This is a genomic window from Aquabacterium sp., assembly GCF_016234775.1.
GTDB lineage: Bacteria > Pseudomonadota > Gammaproteobacteria > Burkholderiales > Burkholderiaceae_C > Aquabacterium.
This window is the reverse complement of sequence record NZ_JACRAH010000034.1, coordinates 18,119-41,855: the sequence shown is the minus strand read 5'-3', so window position 1 is coordinate 41,855 and position 23,737 is coordinate 18,119. Positions and strand designations below refer to the sequence as shown.

Sequence of the window (23,737 nt, the reverse complement as noted above, 5' to 3'; positions counted from 1 at the left end):
GGGCAAGTGCACCACGCGCACGGCCGAGTCGGTCTTGTTGATGTGCTGGCCGCCGGCGCCGCTGGCGCGGAAGGTGTCGATGCGCAGGTCGGCCGGGTTGAGCTTGATGGCCTCGGTTTCGTCCGGCTCGGGCATCACGGCTACTGTGCAGGCACTGGTGTGGATGCGGCCCTGGGTTTCGGTGACAGGCACGCGCTGCACGCGGTGGCCGCCGGACTCGAACTTGAGCTGCCCATAAACGTTGGCATTCGCGCCCGCACCCTCGATGCGCAGCACCACTTCCTTGTAGCCGCCCAGATCGGATTCACTGGACGTCAGGATCTCGGTGCGCCAGCCTTGCCGTTCGGCATAGCGGGTGTACATGCGGGCCAGATCGCCGGCAAACAGCGTGGATTCATCGCCACCTGTGCCGGCGCGGATTTCCACGAAGGCGTTGCGGGCGTCGTCGGGATCCTTGGGCAGCAAGGCGGTCTGCAACTGGGTTTCGAGCTGGGTCAGATCGGCTTCGGCCTGGGTGATTTCGTCCTGGGCCATGGCGCGCATCTCGGCATCGTCACCGGCTTCGTCCAGCATCTGGCGGGCGCCGTCCAGATCCTGCTGGCGGCGGGTATGGCGCTGGGCCAGGTCGCACACGCTGCTGACTTCGGCGTGCTCGCGCGACAGATCACGGAAGCGCTTGTTGTCGGCCGCAATCACAGGGTCGGACAAGGCTGCATCCAGCTCCTCCAGCCGGCGAGCCAGGCGTTCGAGCGATGATGCAAGCGAGGGCGCCAGACCGGCGCTCACGCTTTGTCCCCCGATGGGTCATGCCGACCGGGCACGGATTTGTCAGGCGGGCTGCTGGCTGCGAGGTTGCGGCCGGGCACCAGTTCTCCGCGCAGGAACAGCCTGGACAGGGCGGCGGCCACTTGCGGGCGCTGGCTGGCGTCGGCGCTGTGCAGCTCGGCCATGGCGCCGTGCAGCATCTTTTGCGTGAGGCCGCGCGACATGGCCTCCAGCACGGCCTCGATGTCTTCGCCCTTGGCGATCAGCTTGCGGGCGCGTGCCATTTCGGCGGCACGCCACGAGTCAGCTTGGGTGTGCAGGGCCTGGATCAGGGGCACGGTGGTGCGCTGGTCCAGCCAGTGCACGAAGCCTTGCACGCCGCTTTCGATGATGGCTTCAGCCTGGGCAACGGCAGCCTGACGTTTTTCGCCGGCGGTCTGCACCATGGTGGACAGGTCATCGACGGTGTAGAGGTAGACGTCGTCCAGGCGCGCGACTTCGGGTTCGATGTCGCGTGGTACCGCCAAGTCGACCATGAAGATGGGGCGGCGGCGGCGGGCTTTCAGGGCGCGTTCGACGGCACCCAGGCCGATGATGGGCAGGGTGCTGGCCGTGCAGGACACGACGATGTCGAATTCGTGCAGGCGATCAGGCAGGTCAGCCAGACGCATGGCTTGTGCGCCCAGGTGGGTGGCCAGCTTTTCGCCGCGCTCCAGCGTGCGGTTGGCCACAGCCATGGTGCGCGGGTTGCGGGCGGCGAAGTGCGTGGCGGTGAGCTCGATCATCTCGCCAGCGCCCACGAACAGCACCTTGGTGCGGCCCAGGTCTTCAAACAATTGGGATGCCAGACGAACGGCTGCGGCGGCCATGCTGATGGAGTGCGCGCCGATCTCGGTGGAGGTGCGCACCTCCTTGGCCACCGCAAAGCTGCGCTGGAAGAGCTGGTGCAGGGTGGTGCCCAGGGTGCCGGCCGTATCCGCCTCGCGCACGGCCTGTTTCATCTGGCCCAGGATTTGGGGTTCGCCCAGCACCATCGAATCCAGACCGCTGGCGACGCGGAAGGCGTGGCGCGCAGCCGGGCCGCCTTCGAGCACATAGGTGTGGCGCATCAGCTCTTCATGGCTGACGCCGCCGATGCCGGAGAGCCAGTCCACCGCAGCGTGTTTGAGCGCGTGCGCGGGGCCGCCCAGACCACCGGCTGCGCAGTACAACTCGGTGCGGTTGCAGGTGGAAAGCAAGGCCACTTCAGCGTGCGGGGCCCCCGTCAGACGCTGGTGCAAGGTCTTGAGTGTGGGGGCCAGTTGGTCCACGGCGAACGCGAATCGACCACGCAGGTCAACAGCGGCTGTGGTGTGGTTCAGGCCCAGGGTCAAGACGGTCATATGACGGCATTATAAAATCCTCCTCTTTGCCTGGGACGAGGCTGGATGACCTGGTTCGTCCGAACAACGGGGTTTTTGGCCCTCAGGCGCCTCCCATATGCCCAGGAACCTTCGCCCGATTTGATGCAGCGCAAGTTCCGAAACGGCGCTGCGCCCGAGGAGCCCCATGGGTTTTCTGGACGTTTTGAACCACGCTTTGAATTTCTTCTTGCCCGCGCTCGGCATGGCTTTGCTGGTGCCCAGCCTCGCCCGCCTGGTGTGGTGGAAGGCCCTCAAGAGCGCGGGCTGGTTGCGCCAGGTGAAATGGGCGTCCTTGATCAACGCTGCGGTGCTGATCGTCGGTTTGTTGTTGACCGGCCGCGATGGCGCCATGCTGACCTACACAGGTCTGGTGCTGGCGTCGGCCATGACCGTCTGGTGGACGGGATTGCGTTGAAACCATGACATACAGCGTCAAAGAGATTTTCTACACCCTGCAAGGCGAAGGCACGCATGCGGGCCGTCCGGCCGTGTTCTGCCGCTTTGCCGGCTGCAATCTGTGGACGGGCCGTGAGGCCGATCGCGCCAACGCCGTCTGCCAGTTCTGCGACACCGATTTCGTGGGCACCGATGGCCTGGGCGGTGGCAAGTTCGACACGGCGCAAGCCCTGGCCGAACGTATCGCGTCGTTCTGGCCTGCCACGGAGGCCGGCGCACAAGGCCAGCGCTTTGTGGTGATGACGGGCGGCGAGCCCTTGTTGCAGGTCGATCCGGCTCTGATCGATGCGCTGCATGCGCAAGGTTTCGAGCTGGCGGTCGAAACCAACGGCACGATTGTGGCGCCTGCGGGCCTGGACTGGATCTGCGTGAGCCCCAAGGCCGGATCGACCCTGGTGCAGACATCCGGGCACGAATTGAAGGTGGTGGTGCCGCAAGCCGGCTTCACGCAAACCGATCTGCTGGCCTTCGAAAAGCTGGACTTTCAGCAGATGCGTGTGCAGGCCCTGGACAGCGCACAGCCTCAGGACCGTAAAAAAGCCATGGAATGGGCGGTTCAGTGGTGCCTGGACCACCCGCGCTGGTTGCTCAGCGTGCAGACCCATAAGACACTTGGTATTCGCTGAAGAAAGTCAGATCAGATGTTCGAGTTGAGTCAGTCGTTTTCCTTCGATGCCGCCCACACGCTCAAGCGCAAGGTGTCGGCCGAAGAGGCCGCGGGCAGCCGCCGCATCCACGGCCACACCTACACGGCCGAAATCTTTGTGCGCGGCGAACGCCAGCCCGAATCCGGCATGGTGGTGGACCTGGCCGTGGTGCGCGAGGTGATCGCCGGCATCCGCCAGCAGCTCGATCACCACTTTCTGGACGAAGTAGCCGGCCTGGGCGCGCCCACGCTGGAAAACCTCTGCGTGTTCATCTATGCGCAAGCCAGGATGCACATCCCGCAGGTGTCGAGCGTGGCCGTGTCCCGCGCCGCGGGCGATCGCTGCGTCTACCGCCCTACGGCCTGACTTCCCCGGGCTGGACTGGCGGCATACTGCGCGCCTATGACATCTTCCCCCCTGGCTTCCTCCGAGGCCTCCAATCTGGCCGAGCGCAGCCGGCAGGCCGTCTGGCATCCCTGCACGCAGATGAAGGTGCACGAGCACTTTCCGCCGCGTGCCATCGTGGCCGCCGAGGGCCCCTGGCTGATAGACGACCAGGGACAGCGCATCCTGGATGCCGTGTCGTCGTGGTGGGTCAACCTGTTTGGCCACAACTTCGGCCCGATCCGTGACGCGATCACGGACCAGTTGGGCAAGCTTGATCACATCATGCTGGCGGGGCTCACGCACCCACCGGTGGTCGAGTTGTCCGAACGCCTGGCGGCCTTGACCGGCCTGGGCCACGCTTTTTACGCCAGTGACGGCGCCAGCGCCACCGAGATCGCGCTGAAGATGAGTGCGCACAGCTGGCGCAACCGTGGCCAGGCGCAGAAGAACCAGTTCATCGGCCTGCAAGGCGGCTACCACGGCGAAACCGCGGGCGCCTTGTCGGTGACGGACATCCCCTTGTTCCGCGAGGCCTACGCGCCCTTGCTGCGCTTGAGCGCTACCTTGCCTTCGCCTGATCCGCGGCATGCGGCGCCGGGTGTGTCGGCTCAGGCGCATCTGCAATCTGCCATTGATGCACTGGCCGCATACCTGGCCGAGCACCATGAACACACGGCGGCGCTGATTCTGGAGCCCCTGGTGCAAGGCGCGGCGGGCATGGCCATGTATGACCCCGCATACCTGCTGGCCGTGCGCCGCTTGTGTGACCAGTACCAGGTGCACTGGATCGCCGACGAGATCGCCGTGGGCTTTGGCCGCACCGGCACCATGTTCGCGCACCAGCAGGCCGTGTTGCCCGATGGCCGCCATGTGAAGCCTGATTTCATCTGCCTGAGCAAGGGCCTGACCGGTGGCGTGATGCCCTTGTCAGCGGTGCTCACGACCGACGATGTGTACGCCGCCTTCTGGGATGACCGCGTGGTGCATGGCTTCCTGCATTCGCACTCTTACACCGGCAACCCGCTGGCCTGCCGTGCGGCCCTGGCCGTGCTCGATACCTTTGCGGCGCGTGACGAACATGGCCAGGATGTGCTGGCTCGCAACCGCGTGTCTGCCGCGCGCTTCACGGCGATGACCGAGCCTTTGCGTCAGCACCCGCGCATAAAGGCCACGCGCCACATCGGCATGATCTGGGCCTGGGACGTGGACACGACCGAGCCCACCTTTGCATCGCGATACCACCGTGCTGCCATGGACGCCGGCTTGCTGCTGCGCCCGATTGGTTCTACGCTGTATGTGATGCCACCCTATGTGCTGAGCGAGGCTGATCAGCACTTCCTGGCTGATGGCATGTTGCGCGTGCTGGATCAGGTGCTGGCCGACATCGAAGGCCTGCCTGCCTCACCCGCACCCATGGTGCCTGTGCCTTGATTCCGCCTGACTGACCATGACCGCTTACTTCATCACCGGAACCGACACGGGCGTGGGCAAGACCCGCACCAGTGCGGCCTTGATCCATGCCTTGCGCAACGCCGGGCATGCGCGCGTGGTCGGCATGAAGCCTGTGGCGGCTGGCTGCGATTGGATCGACGGCGCCGACGGGCATCCTGGCCAATGGCTCAACGAGGATGTGGTGGCCTTGCGCGCGGCCTCCAGCCTGCATGTGCCCTCGTCGTTCGACAACCCGTATGCCTTGCCGGTGGCTGCCTCGCCGCACATCGCGGCCAGGCTGGCGAGCACCGAGATCGATCTGTCCCACATCGAGGCCAGCTTCCATGCCTTGCAGCAACACGCCGATGCGGTGGTGGTGGAAGGGGCCGGGGGCTTCATCGTGCCCCTGTGCGAGAAGCCCGGTTGTTTCGAGACCAGCGCGGATCTGGCGCAGCGCCTGTGGCTGCCCGTGATCATGGTGGTGGGCGTGCGGCTGGGCTGCCTGAACCATGCCTTGCTGACGCAGGAGGCCATTCTGTCGCGTGGCCTGACCCTGGCGGGTTGGGTGGCCAATGTGGTCGATCCCCAGATGGCCGAGCAGGCCGCCAACCTGGCAACCCTGAAGGCGCATCTGCAGGCCCCCATGCTGGCGCATTGGGGCTGGGATCCGCAGGCTGATCCGGCCGAACTGGCGCAGTCCATGCGCTTGCCCTGATCGGGTGCCGGTTGGCGCTTGAGCGCGCAAACCTCAGGTGCGCGGCTCGACCACGATCTCACTTTTCACCGAGTTGGCGATGAAACAGGCCTCATGGGCCTGGTGGTGCATCGTCATCACCGCATCGGCGTCGGGCTGCGCCGTGCCGGCGAACACGATGCGCGGCCGCAGTGTCACGTGGGTCACGGCCATGCGGCCTTGTTCATTGCGCGTCATCACCCCTTCGGCTGCATCGTGATACGAGTCGACCACCAGGCCTTGCTGGCAGGCGATCGACAGGAACCACAGCATGTGGCAACTGGATATGGCCGACACGAAAGCCTCTTCCGGATCCACGGCGGTTTCGATGGACATGGGCAGAGGGACGGACAGCGGCGAAGACGAGCCCGGCACCTCGATGCCGCCGTCAAAGCGCAGCAGGTGAGCGCGGCTGTAGCGTTTGTCGGTGAAGGGCTGATCGCCCCGGTGCCAGATGGTCTCGGCGGTGTAGCGGTGGGCCATGCGGTTTCCTTCCTGTTTGGTTGGTGTGCAAGCGTTGATCTCAGATCATGCCGGGTGGCTGTGCCTGGGTCAGCCAGTCCGCAATGTAGCCCGGCACGGGCGAGCGGCTGTCCGGGTGCGTGACGGCTGGCAGGCGTTGGGTCATCAAAGGCAGCACGCCGGCCCAGTGCGGCAGGTTCAGGTCTTCTTCGTTGTCGCGCGGGCCCCAGTTGCGGATCTTGGCGGCCGATTCATGCAGGGGGATGCCCAACACGGTGGTGGCTTTCAGCTCATTGGCATCCGGCTCGCGGCTGTCATGGCCACGGCCCGGCGCAATGTGCTCCATGAGCGCGTGCAGCACGGCGGGTTTGTCTTCGTCCGCCACCACTTCAAAAGCGCCATGCACCACCACCGAGCGGTAGTTCATCGAGTGCGAAAAGGCCGAGCGGGCCATCACCAGGCCATCCAGGTGCGTGATGGTGACGCAGGCGGGCGCACCACTGGCCAGGTGCTTCATCATGCGGCTGCCGTTGGAGCCGTGGATGTAGAGCATGTCGTCCACGCGCCAGCAGGTGGTGGGCAGGCACAGCACGTCAGGGCAGGCGAAGGCCACGTGACAGAGCCAGGCATCGTCCACGATGGCATGCACGGTGGGCGCATCGTAGTGAGCCCGTTCTGCCGCGCGCCTGACGCGTGTCCGGTTGCTGGGTGGCACAGCTTGAGGCGGTTCTGAATCAGGCGTGTGGTTGGCTTGCATGACGGTGTCCCTTACAGGTCTTGTGTGTGATCAGTGCGTGAACGATAGAGAATTTCTGGCACCATGCAAAGAACCACGATCAACCAAATTCATGGAGCCACGACCACATGGCCGATCTGCACTTGCTGCTGGACGGGAAGCGCCTCAAAGCCCAGGCCATCAAGAAGCGACAGGCGCTGCAGCGCGTCCTGTACGAAGCCTTGCGCGACGCGATTGCTCAGGGCCGGCTGCAGGCAGGCGCCGTGCTGCCTTCCAGCCGGGATCTGGCGCGGGACCTGGCCATGGCGCGCAATGGCGTGATCCACGCTTACGAACAGCTGGCCGCAGAAGGTTATGTGCAACCCAGTCGACAAGGCACGGTGGTGGCTGCGTTTTCTGCGGTGTCGGCATCGAGGGTGCGCGCGCCGGCCTTGCTTGATGCCACTGCCTTGGTGTCTCAGCGTGTGCGCCAGTGTGACCGTCGCCGCCTGCCCGAGGATGACTTGCGGCCCTTCATGCCCGGTATGCCTGCGCTGGATGCCTTTCCCTTGCCCACGTGGCAGCGCTTGTGTGATCGCGCCTTGCGGCAAGGCAGCACGCTGGACTTGGGCTATCGCCATGCCGTGGGCGAGCCGGATCTGCGCCAGGCCATTGCCACCTACCTGCGTGCGGCACGTGGTGTGCGCTGCCACGCCGATCAGGTCACCATCACCGATGGCACCCAGCACAGCATGGAACTGTGTGCGCACATCCTGGCAGACGTGGGAGACACAGTGTGGATCGAGCACCCCGGCTACGGCGGCGCCCGTACCGCGTTCGTGCAGGCGGGATTGAACGTGGTACCCGTGACGGTGGACGCCGACGGCATCGCGCCGCCTGAGGCCTGGTGGCGCGACAAGCCGCCGCGCATGATTTACACGACGCCCTCGCATCAGTACCCTTTAGGTGCCGTGCTGACCTTGCCACGGCGCCTGCGCCTGATCGAGCAAGCGCGTCAGGCGGGCGCGTGGATTCTGGAGGACGACTACGACAGCGAGTTCCGGCACGACGGCCCGCCGCTGGCCGCCATGCAAGGCCAGGTGGATGATGCCCCTGTGGTCTATCTCGGCACTTTCAGCAAATCCATGTTCCCCGCCTTGCGTCTGGGCTTCATCGTGTGGCCGCAAGCGCTGGCTGACCGTGCTGCTGGCGTGGTGGGAGAGTTGGTGCGACGTGGCCGACCATTCGAACAACGTGCGCTGGCCGCGTTCATCGATGAAGGGCACTTCACCCGTCATCTGCGCAAGATGCGCAAGCTGTACGCAGAACGACAGGCTGCCCTGCGCGAAGCGCTGGCGCGCCAGTGGCCTTTGTCAGGACAGGTGCTGGGCGGGCAGGCAGGTATGCACCTGGTGCTGAGTCTGCCCTCGGAGGGGCCCGATGCGGTGCAGGATACAAGCCTGGCCCATGCATCGTATGCGCTGGGTCTCAGCCCTCGGCCACTGGCCATGTATGGCACGGGTGGCGTGTCAGGCTTCAACGGCCTGGTCATGGGCTATGCCAACACGCCACAAGCCCGGATGGAAGGGGCCGTCAAGCGCCTGGTAGAGGCGCTGGCGGTGGCCCGCCTTCAGCGGTAGTAGCCCGCTGCGCGCATCTTGCGGTCGGCAATCTGTTGCGACTTGCTCAGCACTTCATCCACGCTGACAGGATCTTGCAGTAACTCGCTGATCTCTTGCCCCACTGCCGTGCCGATGGCCTGGAACTCTGGAATCGACGCCCACTGGATGCCCGTGTAGGGTGAGCGGGGCAAGGTGGCATCTTGCGGATTGGCTGTGGAGATGGCCCGCTGCTCGACCAGGGCATGTGGGTTGGCCCGCCTGAACTGCGGTGAGGCGTAGGTGGATTGTCTGGTGCCGGATGGCACGGCGTCCCAGCCCTCGCGTTCGGCAACCAGGCGGATGTAGTCTCTGGATGTGGCCCACTCCATGAAGCGCTGCGCCGCTTGTGCCTTGCTGGACGATGTCGGGATGGCCAGGGCCCAGGTCCAGACCCAATGGGCGCCTTTGGGGGTTGCCGCCACTGGCGCCTGCAGGAAGGCCACCTTTCCCGCCACCTTTGAGCTCTCCGCGCGGTTGACGAAGCCGCCTGCCACGGTGGCATCGACCCAGATGGCGCAGCGACCATCCATGAATAAGGCCAGGTTCTCGTTGTAGCCGTTGGCGGCTGCGCCCGGAGGGCCGAACTGGTTGAGCAGATCGGCGTAGAGCGTCACCGCGTTGCGCCAGGCTGGCGTTTGAAGCTGGGGTTGCCAACTCATGTTGAACCACTGTCCGCCAAAGGTGTTGACCATGGTGGTGATCAGTGACATGTTCTCGCCCCAGCCTGGTTTGCCCCGCAGGCAGATGCCATAGACCCCTTTGTCAGGGGCATGCAGCTTCTCTGCAGCGTGGTGGATTTGGGCCCACGTGGGGGCAGCGCCCAGTTTGAGGCCAGCAGCCTTGAGCAGGTCGGTGCGCACCATGGTCATGGAGCTTTCGCCGTAAAAGGGTAAGGCGTAGAGCTGGCCTGAGACGCTCAACGATTGTCGGATCGGGGCCAGCAAGTCGGCCACCTCGTAGCCGGGGGATGGCGTCAGTGGCCTGATCCAACCCTTTTTTGCCCAGATGGGTGCCTCGTAAGCGCCAATGGTCATCACATCGAATTGCCCCGCTTTCGTTGTGACATCTCGCGTGACCTGCTGACGCAATACACCCTCTTCCAGCGTGATCCACTTCAGCTTGACGTCCGGGTGTGCGCGCTCGAACTCCCCTGACATCTTCTGGAGGGTGATCATGTGCCCGTTGTTGACCGTGGCAATCACCAGTTCGGTGGCGTGCGTCGCCCAGGGTGTGATCCAGATCACACCCGCCAACAAGGTCGCCAGACGACCATTAGCCATGAACCTGCTCCGTGTGTTTATGATGGTCACCAACGCCTTGGGCCTGGGTTGTACGCCAAAGCGGTATGTGGTCAGGGATTGTGGAGGCGCATCGTGCGGCGCCACATCCGTACATTCGCGAACACAGCATCACGGACGACAGCCCGGCATCATGACAGCGCTGGATAGATTGCAACCTTATCTGCCCCACCGCAGCGTGCGTGCACGATTGGCCTGGGTCACGGGCCTCAGCGGGGTCATCTTTGCCGTGCTGCTGTCGTTCTGGCTGGCGCAGGATCAACGCCAGCAACTGCAACAGGCTGTCAGCGAGGCGGCGCGCCGGGAGGCCAGTGTGCTGGGACAGGTGGTGTCGCTGGCACTGGCTGAGCGGCAGCGCGACATCACCCAACTGGCGCAGCGGCCCGAAGTGGCCAGTGGCTTGCTGGATGCGGGGGACATGCGGCTTGCGCTGGAGCGCGTCAAGGCCAGTCGCCCTGAGTTTGAATGGCTGGCCTTGACCGATGCAAAGGGTGTGGTGGTGACAGCCACGGGCGCCCGGCTGGAGAGCCAGGATTTCTCTGCGCAAGCCTGGTTTGTATCGGGCATGCTGGCCCCCTGGCTGGGCAAGCCTCAGGCCGCTGGGCCACTGGCTGATTACCTGCCTCTCGATGTGGATGGTCGTCCGGTGCAGTTGATCGACATGGCCGTGCCGGTTCTGGACTACGAGGGGCGCAAGATCGGCGTGATCGTGGGCATGCTCAACTGGCGCTGGGTGCGTGACATGCACAGCGTCATGGTTGCGCAGGACGACAGCCTGGCGCATACCTTGTTGCTCACGCCGGATGGTGATGTGACCGTGGGGCCCTTGCCCTTGTTGGGCAAGAAGCTCAACCCAGCAGGGCTCGATGACCTCAAGATCCACGCGGTAGCGAGGTTGATCAACTGGCCCGATATCGGCGAACAACTGACAGCGGTGGCTCCTGTGCGCTGGACCGAGCGCGAGGGCAAACCACCCTTGTTGCTGGTGCTGCGCCAGAATCCTGATATGGCCTATGGCCCTGCCACCAAACTTTGGCAGCGCATGCTGCTGCTGGGTTTGATCGGGTCGGGCTTGTTCATGTTGATCAGCTGGTGGTTGGCGGGGCGCATCACCCGCCCGCTGGATGCCCTGGCAAAAGCAGCAGCCAGCTTGCGCGAAGGCGAGCCCGCGCAATTCGATCTGGGCGGTCGCCAGGCCGATGAAATCGAGTCTTTGTCCAGGGCCCTGCACGACATGCATGGCCGCCTGGAGGCTCGCATGAGCGAGCTGTCCACCTACCGGGATCACCTTGAAGAAACCGTGGCGCAGCGCACCGAACAGTTGCAGTCGGCACGCGACAAGGCCGAGGCCGCCACCCGCGCGAAGAGCGCCTTCATTGCCAACATGAGCCACGAGATCCGCACCCCCATGAATGCCATCATGGGGGTCACCTATCTGATGCAGCAAGGGCCCATGCTGACGGGGCAAGCCGAAAGGCTGAACACCGTACATGAAGCGGCCGAGCACCTGCTGGACATCATCAACAACATCCTGGATCTGTCCAAGATCGAGGCCGGCATGTTCACGTTGACGCAGGAAGACTTCGATCTGATCGAGTTGATGGACAAGGCCGTGGCCATGGTGTCGGACAAGGCTCGGGAAAAGAAGCTGTCCTTGCTTGTCAGCTCGGATGGCTGCCCTCAACGCGTGCGTGGCGACGCGGTGCGCTTGTCCCAGGTGTTGATCAACCTGTTGAGCAACGCCGTGAAGTTCACCGAGAGAGGGCAGGTGACGCTGGTGGTCAAGCCGGAGTCGCTGACCGACGACGAGGTCAACTTGTTGATCGAGGTGCAGGACACCGGGGTGGGCATCTCTGCCGAACAGGCCAGCAAGCTGTTCAATGCCTTCGTGCAAGCTGATGACTCGACCACGCGTCGGTTTGGTGGTACGGGGCTGGGACTGGCCATCACGCGTAGCCTGGTGGAGCTCATGGAGGGGCGCATCGGTGTGCGCAGTCAGGTCGGGCAGGGCAGTGTGTTCTGGTGTCGCATCAGGCTGCATGCGGCGCACGCACCTTCAGCCACGGATGTCGATGAGGCTTGCGCTCCCCTGTCAGCCGATGAGGCCATCAGCCTGCTGAAGCAGAACCACGCGGGCGCACGTGTGCTGTTAGCTGAGGACAATCCCATCAACAGCGCGCTGGCCATGGAGTTGCTGGCCATGGCCGGTGTGAATGTGACGCCTGCCCGCAATGGGGTGGAAGCCCTGTCGCTGCTACAGCAGCAGGCCTTTGACCTGGTGCTGATGGACATGCACATGCCCGAGATGGATGGCTTGCAAGCGACTCGCGCCATCCGCTTGTTGCCCGATCACCGCTCGCTGCCCATCGTGGCGATGACGGCCAGCGTCTTGCAGGAAGAAAAAGACGCCTGCATGGCCGCCGGCATGAACGGCCATCTTTCCAAGCCCATCGACACGCAGGCGCTCTACCAGACCTTGCTGCACTGGTTCGCCTTGCGCGGCGCCGGGCAACGCCACAGCGCTGAGGTGATCAAGCTTCCCCGGTCCGGTGAGGCTTGATCACACGAAGTCCTGCGCCAGTACGCGCTCGATATTGCGTTCGGCCAGGGCCGTGATCGTCACGAAGGGGTTCACACCAATGCTGCCCGGGATCAGCGCACTGTCGGTCACGTACAGATTCTGATAGCCCTTGACACGGCCGATGTTGTCGGTGGCGATGTCCAGCACGCAGCCGCCAAGTGGGTGGTAGCAGAAGTCATCGGCGAAGGCCTTGCCGCCACCGAACAGGTCGGTGCGGTAGACAGTGCCTTGCTTGCTGTTGATCTTGTCGAACATCTGTTTGGCCGAGTTGACGGTGACGGCGTTCTGCGCGCGCGTCCAGCGCAGGCGGGCGGTGTCGGTGGTCGCGTCGTACTGGAAGTAGCCGCGCTCGGGGTTGCGCGTGATGGCCAGGTACATGCTGACCCAGTTCTCGAAGCCTGTCGGCAAAGGCGTGATCTCGGCAAACACCGGGTTGGTGGGGTTGGACCAGTCGTTGATGCCCATGGCCGGCATGGTCGATTGCACCGCGCCCGTGGGGTTCCAGATGTGGTTGGCGCGCGCCGTCATCACGTTACCGTTGTGGCCCCAGCCTTGACCCACCTGGGCGCCCAGCTTGGGCAGGGTGCCGGTGTCACGCGCGCGCACCAGCAACTCGGTGGTGCCCAGGCTGCCTGCGCCCAGGAAGAGCTTGCCGCAGCTGATCTGATGCGTGCCCAGCACATTGCCCAATTCGTCGATCTGGCGCACGGTGAGCAGGTAGTCGCCATTGGCCTGCTGCTCGATGCGGCGCACTTCGCTGAGTGTGTAGATGGTGACGCGGCCCGTGCCCACCGCATCAGCCAGATAGGTCTTGTCCAGGCTGAGCTTGCCGTTGTTGTTGCCGTAGATCACCTCTTGTGCCAGGGCCGAACGGGGCACCTTGTTGGCCAGCTCGGCCTCCATGTATTTGGCGTCATACACGCTGGGTACGAATACGGTCTTGTAGCCCGATTGCGCTGCTGCAGCGCGTGACACCCGGGCGTAGCGGTAACAGGCGGCGGTCTCGAACCAGGCCGGGTCCACCTGGTTGACCCCCAGCAGTGCGTTGGCCCGCGGGAAGTAGGTGCCGTACATGTCGTTGGCATCCACGCCAGGCAGCATCTGCTCGAAGTACCAGCGGGGTGGCGTCACGGCCATGGCGCCGTTGACCAGCGAGCCGCCGCCCACGCCGCGGCCCACGTACACCGACATCTCGTCGTAGTTGACGCGATCGAGCACGCCGGCATAGCGCGGGATCTTCTTGTTGATGACGTCCAGGCCGAGAAAGGTCTTGAGCGGCGCTTCGGTCTTGTCCTTGAACCACATGGCGCGGCCGTCGGGCGAGAGGGTTTTGGTGAAGACCTTGCCATCGCTGCCCGGTTGCGTCCACAGACGGCCCATTTCCAGCATGACCACGGGCACACCAGCCTCGGCCAAGCGCAGGGCCGTGACGGCGCCGCCATAACCCGTGCCGATCACCAGGGCCGGCACGCGGCCCAACTGCCCCAAGCCCTTTTTGGGCGCAGCCATGGCGTCATTGAAGCTGCGTGCGGCCGAGGACTGGCTGGGCAGCGAGATACAGGACAGGCCCAGTGCAGCAGCAGATTGCAAGGCAGCGGTACCCAGGAAGCGGCGGCGTGACAGCATGAGATCAGGAACTCCGTGAAACAGTTGAATGAATTATGTTGAATGCGCAGGGTTGATCGTGATTTGGTATTCCCTGTGCCATCCCTTAAGCGAGGGTCGATTTAGTGTCGTTCAGCCGACAATTGTCGCCGTGCTGCCTGAGGGTTGCCCCCCTGGGATGAACGTATGCCCTTGTGTGACGGTGATAGAGTCCCGCCGACTTCGCCATCCGCCTTGCCCAACTTGCTGCTATCGCCATGAAAACACGCCTGACCCGGATGCTGGGCATCCAGCACCCCATCGTGCTGCCCGGCATGACCTACATCGCCGTACCGTCGCTGGTGGCCGCCGTGTGCAATGCGGGCGGCCTGGGGATCCTGGCCTCGGGTGCCTTGTCGCCTGAAGAGTGCCGCGCAGCGATTCGCGAAATCCGCCGCCTGACAGACAAACCCTTCGGCGTGGGGTGCAGCCTCATGCTGCCGGGTGCAGCCGAGTGTGCCAAGGTGGCGCTCGAAGAACAGGTGCCCGTGATCAATGTGTCGATGGGCAAAGGCGAATGGGTGATCGAAGGCGTCAAGGCCTATGGGGGCAAGGTGATCGCCACCATCTCCAACGAGAAGCACGCGCGCTCGGCCATTGACTCCGGTGTGGATGGCCTGATCGTGACGGGCCATGAAGCGGCGGCGCATGGCGGCAAGGTGACGTCCATGGTGCTGATCCCCGCCGTGCGCGACATGACGGATCTGCCCATCATCGCGGCCGGTGGTTTTGCCGATGGGCGTGGCCTGGTGGCGGCCTTGTCACTGGGCGCTGACGCCGTGGCCATGGGCACGCGCTTTGCCAGTTCCAAGGAAAGCCCGGTTCACGCGGACACCAAGCAGCTTATTTTGGACAAGGAAGCCGAAGAGACCATCTTTTCGAGCAACTTCGACACCTTCCCGTGCCGCGTGATGCGCACGCCTGGTGGCCGCAGATACACGGCGCGCAAGCTCAGCCCGCCTGTGGCCATCGGCCGTTCGCTGGCCGCCGCGCGTGAGCTCAACACACCGCTCACGGCGCTGGCCAAGGACGCGATGGGGCAGGGCCTGGTGGGTGCCGTGAAGGTAGCCTACTTTGGTGCGGCCACCCTGGCCATGAGAAAAGCCATCCACGAGGGCAATCACGTGGATGGCGTGCAATTGATCGGCCAGTCTCAAGGCCTGGTCCACGATGTGGCCAGCGTGGCCGAGATCGTGGACCGTGTGATGTCTCAGGCGCGGACTGTGGTGTCCAACGTGTCCGGCCTGATCAACGCGGCAGACTAGGGGCTGCTTATTCGTCGCGGCTACCAATGCCGAACAGCATCAGCAAGCTGGTGAACATGTTGTAGATCGAGACGAACAGGCTCACGGTGGCCATCAGGTAGTTGGTCTCGCCACCGTTGACGATGCGGCTGGTCTCGAACAGGATCATGCCGCTCATCAGCAGGACCACCATCGCCGACACCGCCAGGCTCAAGGCGGGCACCTCAAAGAACACGGCGCCCAGGCCCAGCACCATCGCGATCAGCGTGCCCACGAACAAGGTCTTGCCCATGAAGCTGAAGTCCTTCTTCGTGGTGAGCGACACGGCGGACAAGCCGATGAAGGCGACGGCCGTGGCGCCCAACGCGTTGGTGATCACCGCGCCACCATTGGGCATCTGTAGCACCGAGTTGAGCAGCGGGCCCAGGGTGTAGCCCATGAAACCCGTCAGGCCGAACACGGCGGCCACGCCCCAGCCACTGTTCGAGAGCTTGTGCACCAGGAAGAACAGACCATAGAAACCGACGAGCGTCAGCAACATGCCAGGCGCGGGCAGGTTCAGGCTCATGGCGGTGCCCGCCACGGCAGCGCTGAAAGCCAGCGTCATGCCCAGCAGGGCGTAGGTGTTGCGCAGCACGCGCCGACTGGCGTTGACGTCGACCACGGCGCCCATGTTCACGGGCATGCGAATGGCCTGGGCTGTGGAGTGACTGTCGCGGTTCATGATGTGTTCCTTCTTGGTTGCAATTTGAAAACGAGTGGGATCAGGTCAGGTCCGGCGTTGGACTCAAGGCGTTGAAAGCCCGCTCCATGCGGCGGTTGCGGCCCGGTGTTCTGCCTTTGCCCAGATGCGGCGCGCGCAGGGGGCGATCGCGGATGCGCTCGACCTGCTTGCTCAGTGCATGCGAGGCGCGATGCAGCGCACGATCAACCATCGCGCGGATCTGGTGGCCTCGGTCACGCACCACCGTGGTGGTGTCTTCAAGTTCGATCACCAGTTGGCAATCCTTGTCTTCGCCGCCGCGTGGGCCGTTGATGTCCTTCAAGTGCAGGGTGGCGCCAATGGCCTTGTCTCCGAAGCGGCCCAGCAGTTGACGCAGACGTTGGCGGATGTGCTCGCTGTCTTCGCGAGACAGGATCAGGCCTTGGGTCTGGATGAACACGCGCATGATGAGGTCCTTGCTTGTGAGTGGATGACAGACTCAATGTACGAAAACCTATACTTCGCGTAAATTCGAAATTCTGATTCGAACTGTTCGGGAAAATCGAAATGAACTACAAGCACCTGCAGTACTTCTGGGCCGTGGCGAGGTTGGGTGGCGTGGTCAAGGCCAGCGAACACCTGCATGTGACGCCTCAGACGGTCAGCGGGCAGATTCAGCTGCTGGAAGACCACTTCGGTCGGCCGCTCTTTCAGAAGAAGGGCCGCAAGCTGGAGCTGACCGAGACGGGGCAACTGGCTTACAGCTACGCCCGTGACATTTTTCACCTGGGTGAGGAGCTGGACCAGGTTGTGCGTCAGCCGCGCGGCACACCCAGGCCGCTGGAGCTGCGCGTGGGCATTGCGGATGCCGTGCCCAAGCTGGTGGCCTGCCGCCTGCTTGAGCCGGCTTTGCAGCACCAGCAGCCCTTCAAGGTGATCTGCAGGGAATGGAAGCTCGACAGCTTGCTGGCCGAGCTGGCCGTGCACAGGCTGGATCTGGTGCTGTCAGACCGCCCCCTGCCGCAGGACATGAGCGTGCATGCCTTCAATCACCGTCTGGGCGGTGCCACGGTGGGTTTCTATGCCAGCAAGGCCCTGGCAGGCAAGCTCAAGAAGGGCTTTCCAGCGTGCCTGGATGGGGCGCCATTGTTGGCGCCCGCCTCGGACTCTGCGCTGGGCATGCGTCTTGGGCAGTGGCTGGGCGGGCACAAGTTGAAGCCGCACATGGTGGGTGAATTTGACGACAGTGCCATGCCCATGGCACTGGGCCATCTCGGGCATGGGGTGTTCATGGCGCCCATGGTGCTGGATGAGTCCATGCAGGCGCAATACGGCGTCAAACGCCTGGGTGAAGCGACCGACCTGATCGAGTCCTACTATGTGATCACGGTGGAGCGTCGATTGACTCACCCTGGGGTGGTGGCCATCACCCAGGCTGCGCGTGAAGGTTTGTTCGCAGCCTGGAGTCGGTGAGCCACACAGTCAGTCTCACTTGCTGCGTTGCGCCTGAATGGCGCGCCAGAACTTGGCGTCTTGCGACGAGGCAAAGTTGATGCGCATGAGCGTGGATGGGCGGCGCTGCGCGTAAAACAAGGCACCTGGGGCAATCAGCCAGCCCGCGTCCAGCATGGGAATGGTCAGACGCTCCGTGTCCATCCCTGTATCAACCCAGCCGAAGAGGCCCTGTGGCTCCGACGCAAAGCGGCAGCCCGCCTGGCGTGCCAGCTGGACGGTGCGTGCGCGTGCGGCATCAAGCTGTTGGATGACCCGCTCGCTGAAGCGCCGCAACTGGCCTTGCTCCAGGCACAGGGCGATGGCCTGCTCCAGTATGGGCGGGGTCGTCAGTGAGGTCAGCAGCTTGGTGTTGGTGATGCGCTCCACCAGGTGCGTGGGCGCGGCGATGTAGCCCACGCGCCAGCTGGGCGTGAGGATCTTGGAGAAGCTGCCCACCATGATGACGCGCTGGAGTTTGTCCAGCACGCTCAGCCGGGTGGCGTGGGCCGGTGCCAGGAAGCCGTAGATATCGTCCTCCAGGATGTGGAAGTTGTGGGTCTCGGCCAGGCGCAGCACCTGGTGAGCGTGGCCGGGCGAAAGCATGGCGCTGGTGGGGTTGTGCAGCACGGACACGGTCACGTACAGCTTGGGTTGATGCGCCTGGGCGAGCTTGTGCATCACATCCAGGTCGGGGCCTTCCGCGCCTCGAGGTATGGGCAGCACGCGCAGGCCCAGCTGCGCCAGGCGCGCGAATTCAACAGGCCAGGCCGGCTCGTCGACCAACACGGCATCGCCCGGTTGCAGCAAGGTGCGCGTGACCAGATCGAGTGCCTGTGTGGCGCCCAAGGTGGTGACGATCTGGTCGGCATCGACCTGGAGCTGGTATTCGGCCAGGCGCATGCTCATGGCACGCCGAAAGCGCGCGTCACCGGCTGGCTCGCCGTAATGCAGGGTCAATGGCAGCAGCTTGTCGCCTTGGGTGACACGGCGCAGGGCTGCGCCCAGCATGCTCGCGTCCAGCCAGGCTGGTGGCAGTGTGCCCAGCCCCGGCATGGGGCGTGCGCCCGGCTCGTGGAACAGGCCGCGAATCAGGGTGGTGGCGTCCAGCGGGGTGCTGGGCTGGAATGGGTGAGGTTTGGTGTCGCCCGGCGTGGGCTCGGCCACCGCACGTGGTGTCTGCCGGACGAAATAGCCGCGCTGGCTGCGGGCCTCGATCAGGCCTTGTGCCAGGAGCTGATCGTAAGCGGCCACGACCGTGTAGGTGCTCACATCATGTGTTCTGGCGCATTCGCGCACCGATGGCAGCTTGCTTCCCGGGGCGAGCCAGTGCTGGCGTATGCGGTCGGCAAATCGCTGCGCCAGTTGCTCGGTGAGGGTCTGGTCGCTGTCGCGTGTCAGGGCGGGGCTGCTCATGGTGTATCGGCTGGATGGTCGCGCTGTGTTGGTGGTGTGGCCAGTACAGTGTGTTGGCTGATGTGTTGATCTGTGTTGGTGCTGTATTGGTGTTGGTGTCTACATTGCCATACATGAACACCACCATGCAAGTGACATTTGCGTTTCAAGGCCGCCACTGGTGGCCCAGGGCGCTGGGCCTCATGGCCGTCTTGTTGTTCGCCATGACCTTGCCCATGACCCGTCTGGCCAATGGCTCACTGAGCGATCCGCAATGGCCACCGCTGTTCGTGGCCAGTGCCCGAGCGGCGCTGGCGGGCGTGCTGGCGATGCTGCACCTGCTGTGGGCCAGGGCGAGCTGGCCTGACCGCTCGCACCGGCCCTGGTTGCTGGGCATCGTGCTGGGTGGGGTGATGGGCTTTCCGCTGGGCATGGGCTGGGCGGTGCGCATCGTGCCGGCTTCTCATGCGGCGGTGATCACCGGGCTCTTGCCACTGTGCACGGCGGCGCTGGCGGCCTGGTGGCTGGGGCACAGGCCGCGCCTGGGCTTTTGGCTGGCCAGCATGGCGGGGGCCATGGTGATGGGCGTGTTCGCCTGGACATCTTCTGGCGGTCAATCCACATCGGCCCACCTCACGCTGCTGGCCGATGGTGCGCTGGTGCTGGGCATGATGGGCGCGTCGGTGGCGTATGTGGCGGGCGCACGCCTGGCCAGGCAGATGCCTTCGGCGCAGGTGATGTCCTGGTCGCTGGTGCTGGCCTGGCCCTTGACGGCGACGCTGGCGGTGTACTGGTGGCCATCCGACATCCACAGCCTCGCCCAGGCTGGTGATCAGATCCAGTTGTCGGCCTGGTTGGGGCTGGCCTATGTGGCCGTGTGTTCTACCTGGTTGGGCTTTTTCCTCTGGTATGCGGCACTGGCCCGGGACGCCATGCGTGTGAGCCAGTTGCAGTTGCTGCAGCCTTTGCTGGCGATGTTGATCTCGGCCGGCGTACTGGGTGAGGCTGTACCCATGAATGCCTGGTTGTTTGCCGCATCAGTGCTGGTGATCGTGCTGGTGGGGCAGCGTCTGGCTGCCTCCGGATCCTCTTCACCTTCCTCTGCGTCTTACGCTTCTTCTCCAACGAGTGCCTCATGAGCCTGACCCTGGCTGCCCGCACGCAGCAGATGACATCTTCCGCGATCCGTGAAATCCTCAAGCTGACCGAGCGCCCGGGCGTGTTGTCGCTGGCCGGTGGTTTGCCATCGCCCGACAGCTTCCCGCTGGATGCTCTGGCGCAAGCGAGCGAGCGTGTGTGGCGCACCCAGGGGGCGCAAGCCATGCAGTACGCCAACAGCGAAGGGCTGATGCCCTTGCGTGAATGGATCGCGCGGCGGGTGAGCCTGCCGCACTGGCCGGTACGGCCCGAGCAGGTGCTGGTGACCACGGGCTCTCAGCAGGGGCTGGATCTGCTGGGCAAGGTCTTGATCGATCCAGGCAGCGAGGTGTTGGTCGAGCAGCCGACCTATCTGGGCGCATTGCAGGCCTTCTCAGCTTATGAGCCGGCTTACAGGCCCTGGCTGGCGGATGCGCAAGGCCCGGATCCTCAAGCCCTGCAGCCTCGGAATGCGATCAACGTGCCGGTGCGCGCGGCTTATCTGGTCCCGAGCTTTCAGAACCCCACTGGCCACGCGATCGATGCAGACCGGCGTGCGGCCATGGCCGCTGCATTGCGGGCCCACCGCGTCACGCTCATCGAAGACAACCCTTACGGTGAGCTGTGGTACGACGCGCTACCGCCAGCACCCATCGCGGCCAGCGCGCCGCATCAGACGGTGTACCTGGGCTCCTTGTCCAAGGTGCTGGCGCCAGGCTTGCGCATCGGCTACGTGGTGACGCCACCGGATGAGGCACCGGGTGCCCTGGCCTTGCGTGCGCGCCTGTTGCAGGCCAAGCAGGCCAGTGATCTGCATACGCCAGGCTTCAATCAGCGCCTGGTGCTGCAGTTGCTGGCCGATGGCTTCGATCTTGATGCCCATGTGGCGTCCGTGCGCCAGCGCTACAAGGCGCAGCGTGATGCGATGGCGCAGGCCTTGACGCACCATTTGCCCGATGGCTGCCTCTGGCAGGTGCCCCAAGGCGGCATGTTCTTCTGGGTGCAAGGCCCCGATGGTTTCGATGCGGCGGCTTCCTTGCCTGACGCCGTTGAGCAAGGCGTGGCCTATGTGCCGGGTTCAGCGTTCTACGTTGACGCGACGCTGGCATCGCGTCAGCAAATGCGCCTGTCTTTCGTGACGCTGTCCGTGGCGCAGATTCACGATGCGGTGGCCCGCCTGGCCGAACACCTGCGTCGCAAAGGCCGGAGGTCCTGTTAACCTTGCAGGATGACTGCATTGTTCGAACAGGAGCTGGCTCGCCTGCAGGCGGCGCATCTCCAGCGTAAACGCCGGCAGGTCGCGCCATGCGTGGCGCCTGCCGAGCTGGCCCCCTCTGATGAAGCCTTGCGCGGCACCACCTATCTGATCGATGGGCAGCAGCGCCTGTCCTTTGGCAGCAATGACTATCTGGGCCTGTCACAGCATCCCGCGCTGATTGCCGCAGCGCAGCAGGCGGCCGCGCGTTACGGCGTGGGCGCCACGGCTTCACCGCTGGTGTGCGGGCACAGCCCGGCGCATGAGGCGCTGGAGCAGGAGCTGGCCGCGATGGTGGGGCTGCCACGCGCTTTGTATTTCTATGCGGGCTATGCGGCCAATGTGGGGGCCATTCCTGCGCTTGTGGGCAAGGGCGATGCGGTGTTTTCCGATGCGCTCAACCACGCCTGCCTGATCGACGGCATTCGCCTGTCACGCGCCGAGTCCCATGTGTTGCCTCATGCGGATATGGGTGCGCTGGAAGCCGCCTTGAAGACCTCTACCGCGCGCCGCAAGCTGGTGGTGACGGATGCGGTGTTCAGCATGGACGGCAATGTGGCCGATGTGCCGGCCTTGCTGGCCTTGTGTGAACGCTACGACGCCTGGTTGATGATCGACGATGCCCATGGGTTCGGCGTGCTGGGCGAACAGGGGGAAGGCACCTTGTCGTATCACGGTATCGCGGGCGTCAACGGGGTGGCTCCTGCCTGGCAAGGGCGGCTGGATCGCCTGATCTACATGGCCACACTGGGCAAGGCTGCTGGTGTGGCGGGGGCGTTTGTGGCGGGTGAACCCAGCCTGGTCGAGTGGATCATGCAGAAGGCGCGCACCTATATGTTCGCCACGGCGGCCCCGGCCATGATTGCCGAGTCCCTGCGTGCAGCCTTGATGGTGATGCGTGATGAGCCCCAGCGGCGTGCGCATCTGCGCGCCTTGCAGCAGCGCCTGCAAGCCGGCGTGAAGGCGGCGCACCTGCCCTGGACTTTGTTGCCATCCGATACGGCGATTCAACCGCTGATCATCGGCAGCAATGAGGATGCGCTGGCGGTGATGGCCAAACTCGACAGCCTGGGTGTGTGGGTGCCGGCCATCCGGCCGCCCACGGTGCCCGAAGGCACGGCACGACTGCGTATTTCGCTGTCAGCGGCGCACACGTTCGAGCAGGTTGACCGCTTGTGTGAGGCGCTGGCTCAGGCCGTGGCGTAACCGAACAGCTTCTGGCGGTTGAGTCGCATCATCACGTTGCCTCGGGGCACGGCGGCCACGACCTTGAATTCAGGCTTGGCCGTGTCGCGTGGTTTGGTGTCGGGGAACACCCAGCCGTCCGAGCTGATGAGGCTGTGCACCTGCGGTGTATTGGCTGTCTCGCCCGGGCGCAGCACCACGGCCGTGTCGCCATTGGCCAGCTTCACGAAGGAGCCGGGCGGGAAGATGCCCATCTCCTTGATGATGGCTGCCGCATAGGGGTTGTCGGCGCCGCCTGACTTCAGATACAGCTCGCGCGCCGCCACGTTGACGGCAATGGCCGGGCGATTGGCACGTGGGCTGAGCTTGGCCAGATACACATCGGTGTAGTGGATCATGCAGGCCAACTGGCTGAAGTCCTTGCGGTCCTGCGGCAGGCCGCGCCCATCGGTGGTGACGTGGTGATCCTGCACTGTCCTGAGCCAGTCCTGGCAACTCACGTTCGAGGACTCCAGGATCAGCCTGCCTTTGAGCGGATGGGCGTCAATCTCGGCGCGTTGTTGCGGTGTCAGGGGCGTGGCTTGTTGCGTCAGCGCGTTCTGCATGTCCAGCATGGCGATGTTCATCGTCAAGGCTGCACGTATCAAGGTGGTGCGGTCGTTCTCGTTCCAGCCAAAGCGTTCGGCGGCCAATGCCGCCACAAAAGCCGTTTGCAAGGAGTGCGATACCGCGTAGCCCGTCGGGTCACCATAGACCATCTCGAAGGTGCCTGCGTTGACGTCTTCCTTCATGGCCCCCTGGATCTGGATCGAGAGGTCACCCAGCTCTTTCGCGAACTGGGGGTTGTCCTTGTGGTTGCGCAGCAAGTGGCCCGTGCGCTTGAGGATGTTGGCCCACAGGGTGAAGGGGTCCTTGCGGGCCTGTGCCGCCTTCAACTCGCGCTGATGGGCCTCGTACTCGTCCTGGTCGACAAAGACGCCGCGCTCCATGAGCGAGTCGATCTGGGCCTGGTCCGTCAGCAAGAAGCCTTTGCCCAGCAGCAGGTGACCGGGTTCGTTGCGCACGTTCCAGGGCAGGGGCTCATTGAGGCGAACCTGATGAGCGCACAGGCGCAGGAGCTTCATGTCGGTCCGATCGCAAGTGA

At 64.3% G+C, this 23,737-nt stretch carries 22 protein-coding genes; 12 read left to right on the top strand and 10 right to left on the bottom strand.

Annotation, left to right across the window (positions count from 1 at the left end; genetic code table 11):
- A partial coding sequence (locus tag HY836_RS10065; RefSeq protein WP_290675993.1) for a PCRF domain-containing protein occupies positions 1 to 774 on the bottom strand: 774 nt, incomplete at its 3' end.
- Between the two features lie 8 nt (positions 775 to 782).
- Complete coding sequence (hemA, locus tag HY836_RS10060) at positions 783 to 2,147, bottom strand: glutamyl-tRNA reductase (protein ID WP_290675989.1); 1,365 nt, start codon at positions 2,145 to 2,147, stop codon at positions 783 to 785.
- A 166-nt stretch (positions 2,148 to 2,313) separates the two neighbouring features.
- On the opposite strand from hemA, the gene HY836_RS10055 reads away from it, so the two are divergent.
- Genes HY836_RS10055 through bioD form a run of 5 tightly spaced genes read left to right on the top strand, consistent with a single transcriptional unit; the run spans position 2,314 to position 5,804 of the window.
- On the top strand, positions 2,314 to 2,583 hold the full coding sequence (locus HY836_RS10055; RefSeq protein WP_290675987.1) for a hypothetical protein: 270 nt from the start codon (positions 2,314 to 2,316) through the stop codon (positions 2,581 to 2,583).
- A 4-nt stretch (positions 2,584 to 2,587) separates the two neighbouring features.
- Positions 2,588 to 3,250 carry a 7-carboxy-7-deazaguanine synthase gene (queE, locus tag HY836_RS10050; protein WP_290675985.1) on the top strand — a complete coding sequence of 221 codons (663 nt, stop codon included), beginning with the start codon at positions 2,588 to 2,590 and terminating at the stop codon, positions 3,248 to 3,250.
- A gap of 15 nt (positions 3,251 to 3,265) precedes the next feature.
- The gene (locus HY836_RS10045; RefSeq protein ID WP_290675983.1) at positions 3,266 to 3,637 is read left to right on the top strand and encodes a 6-carboxytetrahydropterin synthase; all 372 of its coding nucleotides are present in this window, start codon (positions 3,266 to 3,268) and stop codon (positions 3,635 to 3,637) included.
- A gap of 36 nt (positions 3,638 to 3,673) precedes the next feature.
- Positions 3,674 to 5,089: an adenosylmethionine--8-amino-7-oxononanoate transaminase gene (gene bioA / locus HY836_RS10040; protein WP_290675981.1), complete on the top strand. Its 1,416-nt coding sequence runs from the start codon at positions 3,674 to 3,676 to the stop codon at positions 5,087 to 5,089.
- Between the two features lie 16 nt (positions 5,090 to 5,105).
- Positions 5,106 to 5,804 carry a dethiobiotin synthase gene (gene bioD, locus HY836_RS10035; protein WP_290675979.1) on the top strand — a complete coding sequence of 233 codons (699 nt, stop codon included), beginning with the start codon at positions 5,106 to 5,108 and terminating at the stop codon, positions 5,802 to 5,804.
- Between the two features lie 33 nt (positions 5,805 to 5,837).
- Here the strand turns inward: bioD and HY836_RS10030 are convergent, their stop codons facing one another.
- Both HY836_RS10030 and HY836_RS10025 read right to left on the bottom strand, forming a co-directional pair.
- On the bottom strand, positions 5,838 to 6,305 hold the full coding sequence (locus tag HY836_RS10030) for an OsmC family protein (protein WP_290675977.1): 468 nt from the start codon (positions 6,303 to 6,305) through the stop codon (positions 5,838 to 5,840).
- A 40-nt stretch (positions 6,306 to 6,345) separates the two neighbouring features.
- Complete coding sequence (locus HY836_RS10025; RefSeq protein ID WP_290675975.1) at positions 6,346 to 7,041, bottom strand: pyridoxamine 5'-phosphate oxidase family protein; 696 nt, start codon at positions 7,039 to 7,041, stop codon at positions 6,346 to 6,348.
- A 107-nt stretch (positions 7,042 to 7,148) separates the two neighbouring features.
- Here HY836_RS10025 and HY836_RS10020 point away from each other — a divergent pair, with 107 nt between their 5' ends.
- Positions 7,149 to 8,639, top strand: a complete 1,491-nt coding sequence (locus HY836_RS10020; RefSeq protein WP_290675973.1) for a PLP-dependent aminotransferase family protein — start codon at positions 7,149 to 7,151, stop codon at positions 8,637 to 8,639.
- Here HY836_RS10020 and HY836_RS10015 read toward each other — a convergent pair.
- Positions 8,630 to 9,940 (bottom strand): sugar ABC transporter substrate-binding protein, encoded by a 1,311-nt coding sequence (locus HY836_RS10015; RefSeq protein WP_290675971.1) that lies wholly within the window; start codon positions 9,938 to 9,940, stop codon positions 8,630 to 8,632. The two genes, HY836_RS10020 and HY836_RS10015, sit on opposite strands and share 10 nt — an antisense overlap.
- Before the next feature lie 151 nt (positions 9,941 to 10,091).
- On the opposite strand from HY836_RS10015, the gene HY836_RS10010 reads away from it, so the two are divergent.
- Positions 10,092 to 12,518: an ATP-binding protein gene (locus HY836_RS10010; RefSeq protein WP_290675969.1), complete on the top strand. Its 2,427-nt coding sequence runs from the start codon at positions 10,092 to 10,094 to the stop codon at positions 12,516 to 12,518.
- Here HY836_RS10010 and HY836_RS10005 read toward each other — a convergent pair whose 3' ends face one another.
- On the bottom strand, positions 12,519 to 14,165 hold the full coding sequence (locus HY836_RS10005) for a GMC oxidoreductase (RefSeq protein ID WP_290675967.1): 1,647 nt from the start codon (positions 14,163 to 14,165) through the stop codon (positions 12,519 to 12,521).
- A gap of 236 nt (positions 14,166 to 14,401) precedes the next feature.
- Between HY836_RS10005 and HY836_RS10000 the strand changes: the two genes are divergently transcribed.
- Positions 14,402 to 15,448, top strand: coding sequence for a nitronate monooxygenase (locus HY836_RS10000; RefSeq protein ID WP_290675966.1), 1,047 nt, complete (start codon positions 14,402 to 14,404; stop codon positions 15,446 to 15,448).
- A gap of 7 nt (positions 15,449 to 15,455) precedes the next feature.
- Here HY836_RS10000 and HY836_RS09995 read toward each other — a convergent pair whose 3' ends face one another.
- Together HY836_RS09995 and HY836_RS09990 are read right to left on the bottom strand one after the other, a co-directional pair.
- Entirely contained in the window at positions 15,456 to 16,112 is a 657-nt protein-coding gene (locus tag HY836_RS09995; RefSeq protein WP_367114673.1) for a Bax inhibitor-1/YccA family protein, read from the bottom strand.
- Between the two features lie 79 nt (positions 16,113 to 16,191).
- On the bottom strand, positions 16,192 to 16,596 hold the full coding sequence (locus tag HY836_RS09990) for a hypothetical protein (protein WP_290675962.1): 405 nt from the start codon (positions 16,594 to 16,596) through the stop codon (positions 16,192 to 16,194).
- Between the two features lie 101 nt (positions 16,597 to 16,697).
- Between HY836_RS09990 and nhaR the strand changes: the two genes are divergently transcribed.
- Positions 16,698 to 17,603 carry a transcriptional activator NhaR gene (gene nhaR / locus HY836_RS09985; RefSeq protein WP_290675960.1) on the top strand — a complete coding sequence of 302 codons (906 nt, stop codon included), beginning with the start codon at positions 16,698 to 16,700 and terminating at the stop codon, positions 17,601 to 17,603.
- 15 nt (positions 17,604 to 17,618) lie between these two features.
- Here nhaR and HY836_RS09980 read toward each other — a convergent pair whose 3' ends face one another.
- Positions 17,619 to 19,037 carry a PLP-dependent aminotransferase family protein gene (locus HY836_RS09980; RefSeq protein WP_290675958.1) on the bottom strand — a complete coding sequence of 473 codons (1,419 nt, stop codon included), beginning with the start codon at positions 19,035 to 19,037 and terminating at the stop codon, positions 17,619 to 17,621.
- Between the two features lie 125 nt (positions 19,038 to 19,162).
- On the opposite strand from HY836_RS09980, the gene HY836_RS09975 reads away from it, so the two are divergent.
- From HY836_RS09975 to bioF, 3 genes are read left to right on the top strand one after another with little or no spacing between them, the layout of a single operon-like run.
- Positions 19,163 to 20,155 (top strand): DMT family transporter, encoded by a 993-nt coding sequence (locus HY836_RS09975; RefSeq protein ID WP_290675956.1) that lies wholly within the window; start codon positions 19,163 to 19,165, stop codon positions 20,153 to 20,155.
- On the top strand, positions 20,152 to 21,372 hold the full coding sequence (locus tag HY836_RS09970; RefSeq protein ID WP_290675954.1) for a PLP-dependent aminotransferase family protein: 1,221 nt from the start codon (positions 20,152 to 20,154) through the stop codon (positions 21,370 to 21,372). The genes HY836_RS09975 and HY836_RS09970 overlap by 4 nt, the downstream gene beginning before the upstream one ends.
- 9 nt (positions 21,373 to 21,381) lie before the next feature.
- A complete protein-coding gene (bioF, locus tag HY836_RS09965) occupies positions 21,382 to 22,614 on the top strand; it encodes an 8-amino-7-oxononanoate synthase (protein WP_290675952.1) in 1,233 nt (410 codons plus the stop codon).
- Here bioF and HY836_RS09960 read toward each other — a convergent pair.
- Positions 22,599 to 23,717, bottom strand: coding sequence for an HD domain-containing phosphohydrolase (locus HY836_RS09960; RefSeq protein ID WP_290675950.1), 1,119 nt, complete (start codon positions 23,715 to 23,717; stop codon positions 22,599 to 22,601). The two genes, bioF and HY836_RS09960, sit on opposite strands and share 16 nt — an antisense overlap.
- Between the last annotated feature and the right edge of the window lie 20 nt (positions 23,718 to 23,737).

Excerpts from the sequence above, each read along its gene's own strand:
- hemA (WP_290675989.1), bottom strand. The coding sequence starts at position 2,147 with ATGACCGTCTTGACCCTGGGCCTGAACCACACCACAGCCGCTGTTGAC.
- HY836_RS10025 (WP_290675975.1), bottom strand. The coding sequence starts at position 7,041 with ATGCAAGCCAACCACACGCCTGATTCAGAACCGCCTCAAGCTGTGCCA.
- bioF (WP_290675952.1), top strand. The coding sequence starts at position 21,382 with ATGACTGCATTGTTCGAACAGGAGCTGGCTCGCCTGCAGGCGGCGCAT.
- HY836_RS09970 (WP_290675954.1), top strand. The coding sequence starts at position 20,152 with ATGAGCCTGACCCTGGCTGCCCGCACGCAGCAGATGACATCTTCCGCG.
- HY836_RS10000 (WP_290675966.1), top strand. The coding sequence starts at position 14,402 with ATGAAAACACGCCTGACCCGGATGCTGGGCATCCAGCACCCCATCGTG.
- HY836_RS10045 (WP_290675983.1), top strand. The coding sequence starts at position 3,266 with ATGTTCGAGTTGAGTCAGTCGTTTTCCTTCGATGCCGCCCACACGCTC.
- HY836_RS09975 (WP_290675956.1), top strand. The coding sequence starts at position 19,163 with ATGCAAGTGACATTTGCGTTTCAAGGCCGCCACTGGTGGCCCAGGGCG.
- bioD (WP_290675979.1), top strand. The coding sequence starts at position 5,106 with ATGACCGCTTACTTCATCACCGGAACCGACACGGGCGTGGGCAAGACC.
- nhaR (WP_290675960.1), top strand. The coding sequence starts at position 16,698 with ATGAACTACAAGCACCTGCAGTACTTCTGGGCCGTGGCGAGGTTGGGT.
- HY836_RS09980 (WP_290675958.1), bottom strand. The coding sequence starts at position 19,037 with ATGAGCAGCCCCGCCCTGACACGCGACAGCGACCAGACCCTCACCGAG.
- HY836_RS10055 (WP_290675987.1), top strand. The coding sequence starts at position 2,314 with ATGGGTTTTCTGGACGTTTTGAACCACGCTTTGAATTTCTTCTTGCCC.
- bioA (WP_290675981.1), top strand. The coding sequence starts at position 3,674 with ATGACATCTTCCCCCCTGGCTTCCTCCGAGGCCTCCAATCTGGCCGAG.
- HY836_RS10015 (WP_290675971.1), bottom strand. The coding sequence starts at position 9,940 with ATGGCTAATGGTCGTCTGGCGACCTTGTTGGCGGGTGTGATCTGGATC.
- HY836_RS09960 (WP_290675950.1), bottom strand. The coding sequence starts at position 23,717 with ATGAAGCTCCTGCGCCTGTGCGCTCATCAGGTTCGCCTCAATGAGCCC.
- queE (WP_290675985.1), top strand. The coding sequence starts at position 2,588 with ATGACATACAGCGTCAAAGAGATTTTCTACACCCTGCAAGGCGAAGGC.
- HY836_RS10005 (WP_290675967.1), bottom strand. The coding sequence starts at position 14,165 with ATGCTGTCACGCCGCCGCTTCCTGGGTACCGCTGCCTTGCAATCTGCT.
- HY836_RS10030 (WP_290675977.1), bottom strand. The coding sequence starts at position 6,305 with ATGGCCCACCGCTACACCGCCGAGACCATCTGGCACCGGGGCGATCAG.
- HY836_RS10010 (WP_290675969.1), top strand. The coding sequence starts at position 10,092 with ATGACAGCGCTGGATAGATTGCAACCTTATCTGCCCCACCGCAGCGTG.
- HY836_RS09990 (WP_290675962.1), bottom strand. The coding sequence starts at position 16,596 with ATGCGCGTGTTCATCCAGACCCAAGGCCTGATCCTGTCTCGCGAAGAC.
- HY836_RS09995 (WP_367114673.1), bottom strand. The coding sequence starts at position 16,112 with ATGCCCGTGAACATGGGCGCCGTGGTCGACGTCAACGCCAGTCGGCGC.
- HY836_RS10020 (WP_290675973.1), top strand. The coding sequence starts at position 7,149 with ATGGCCGATCTGCACTTGCTGCTGGACGGGAAGCGCCTCAAAGCCCAG.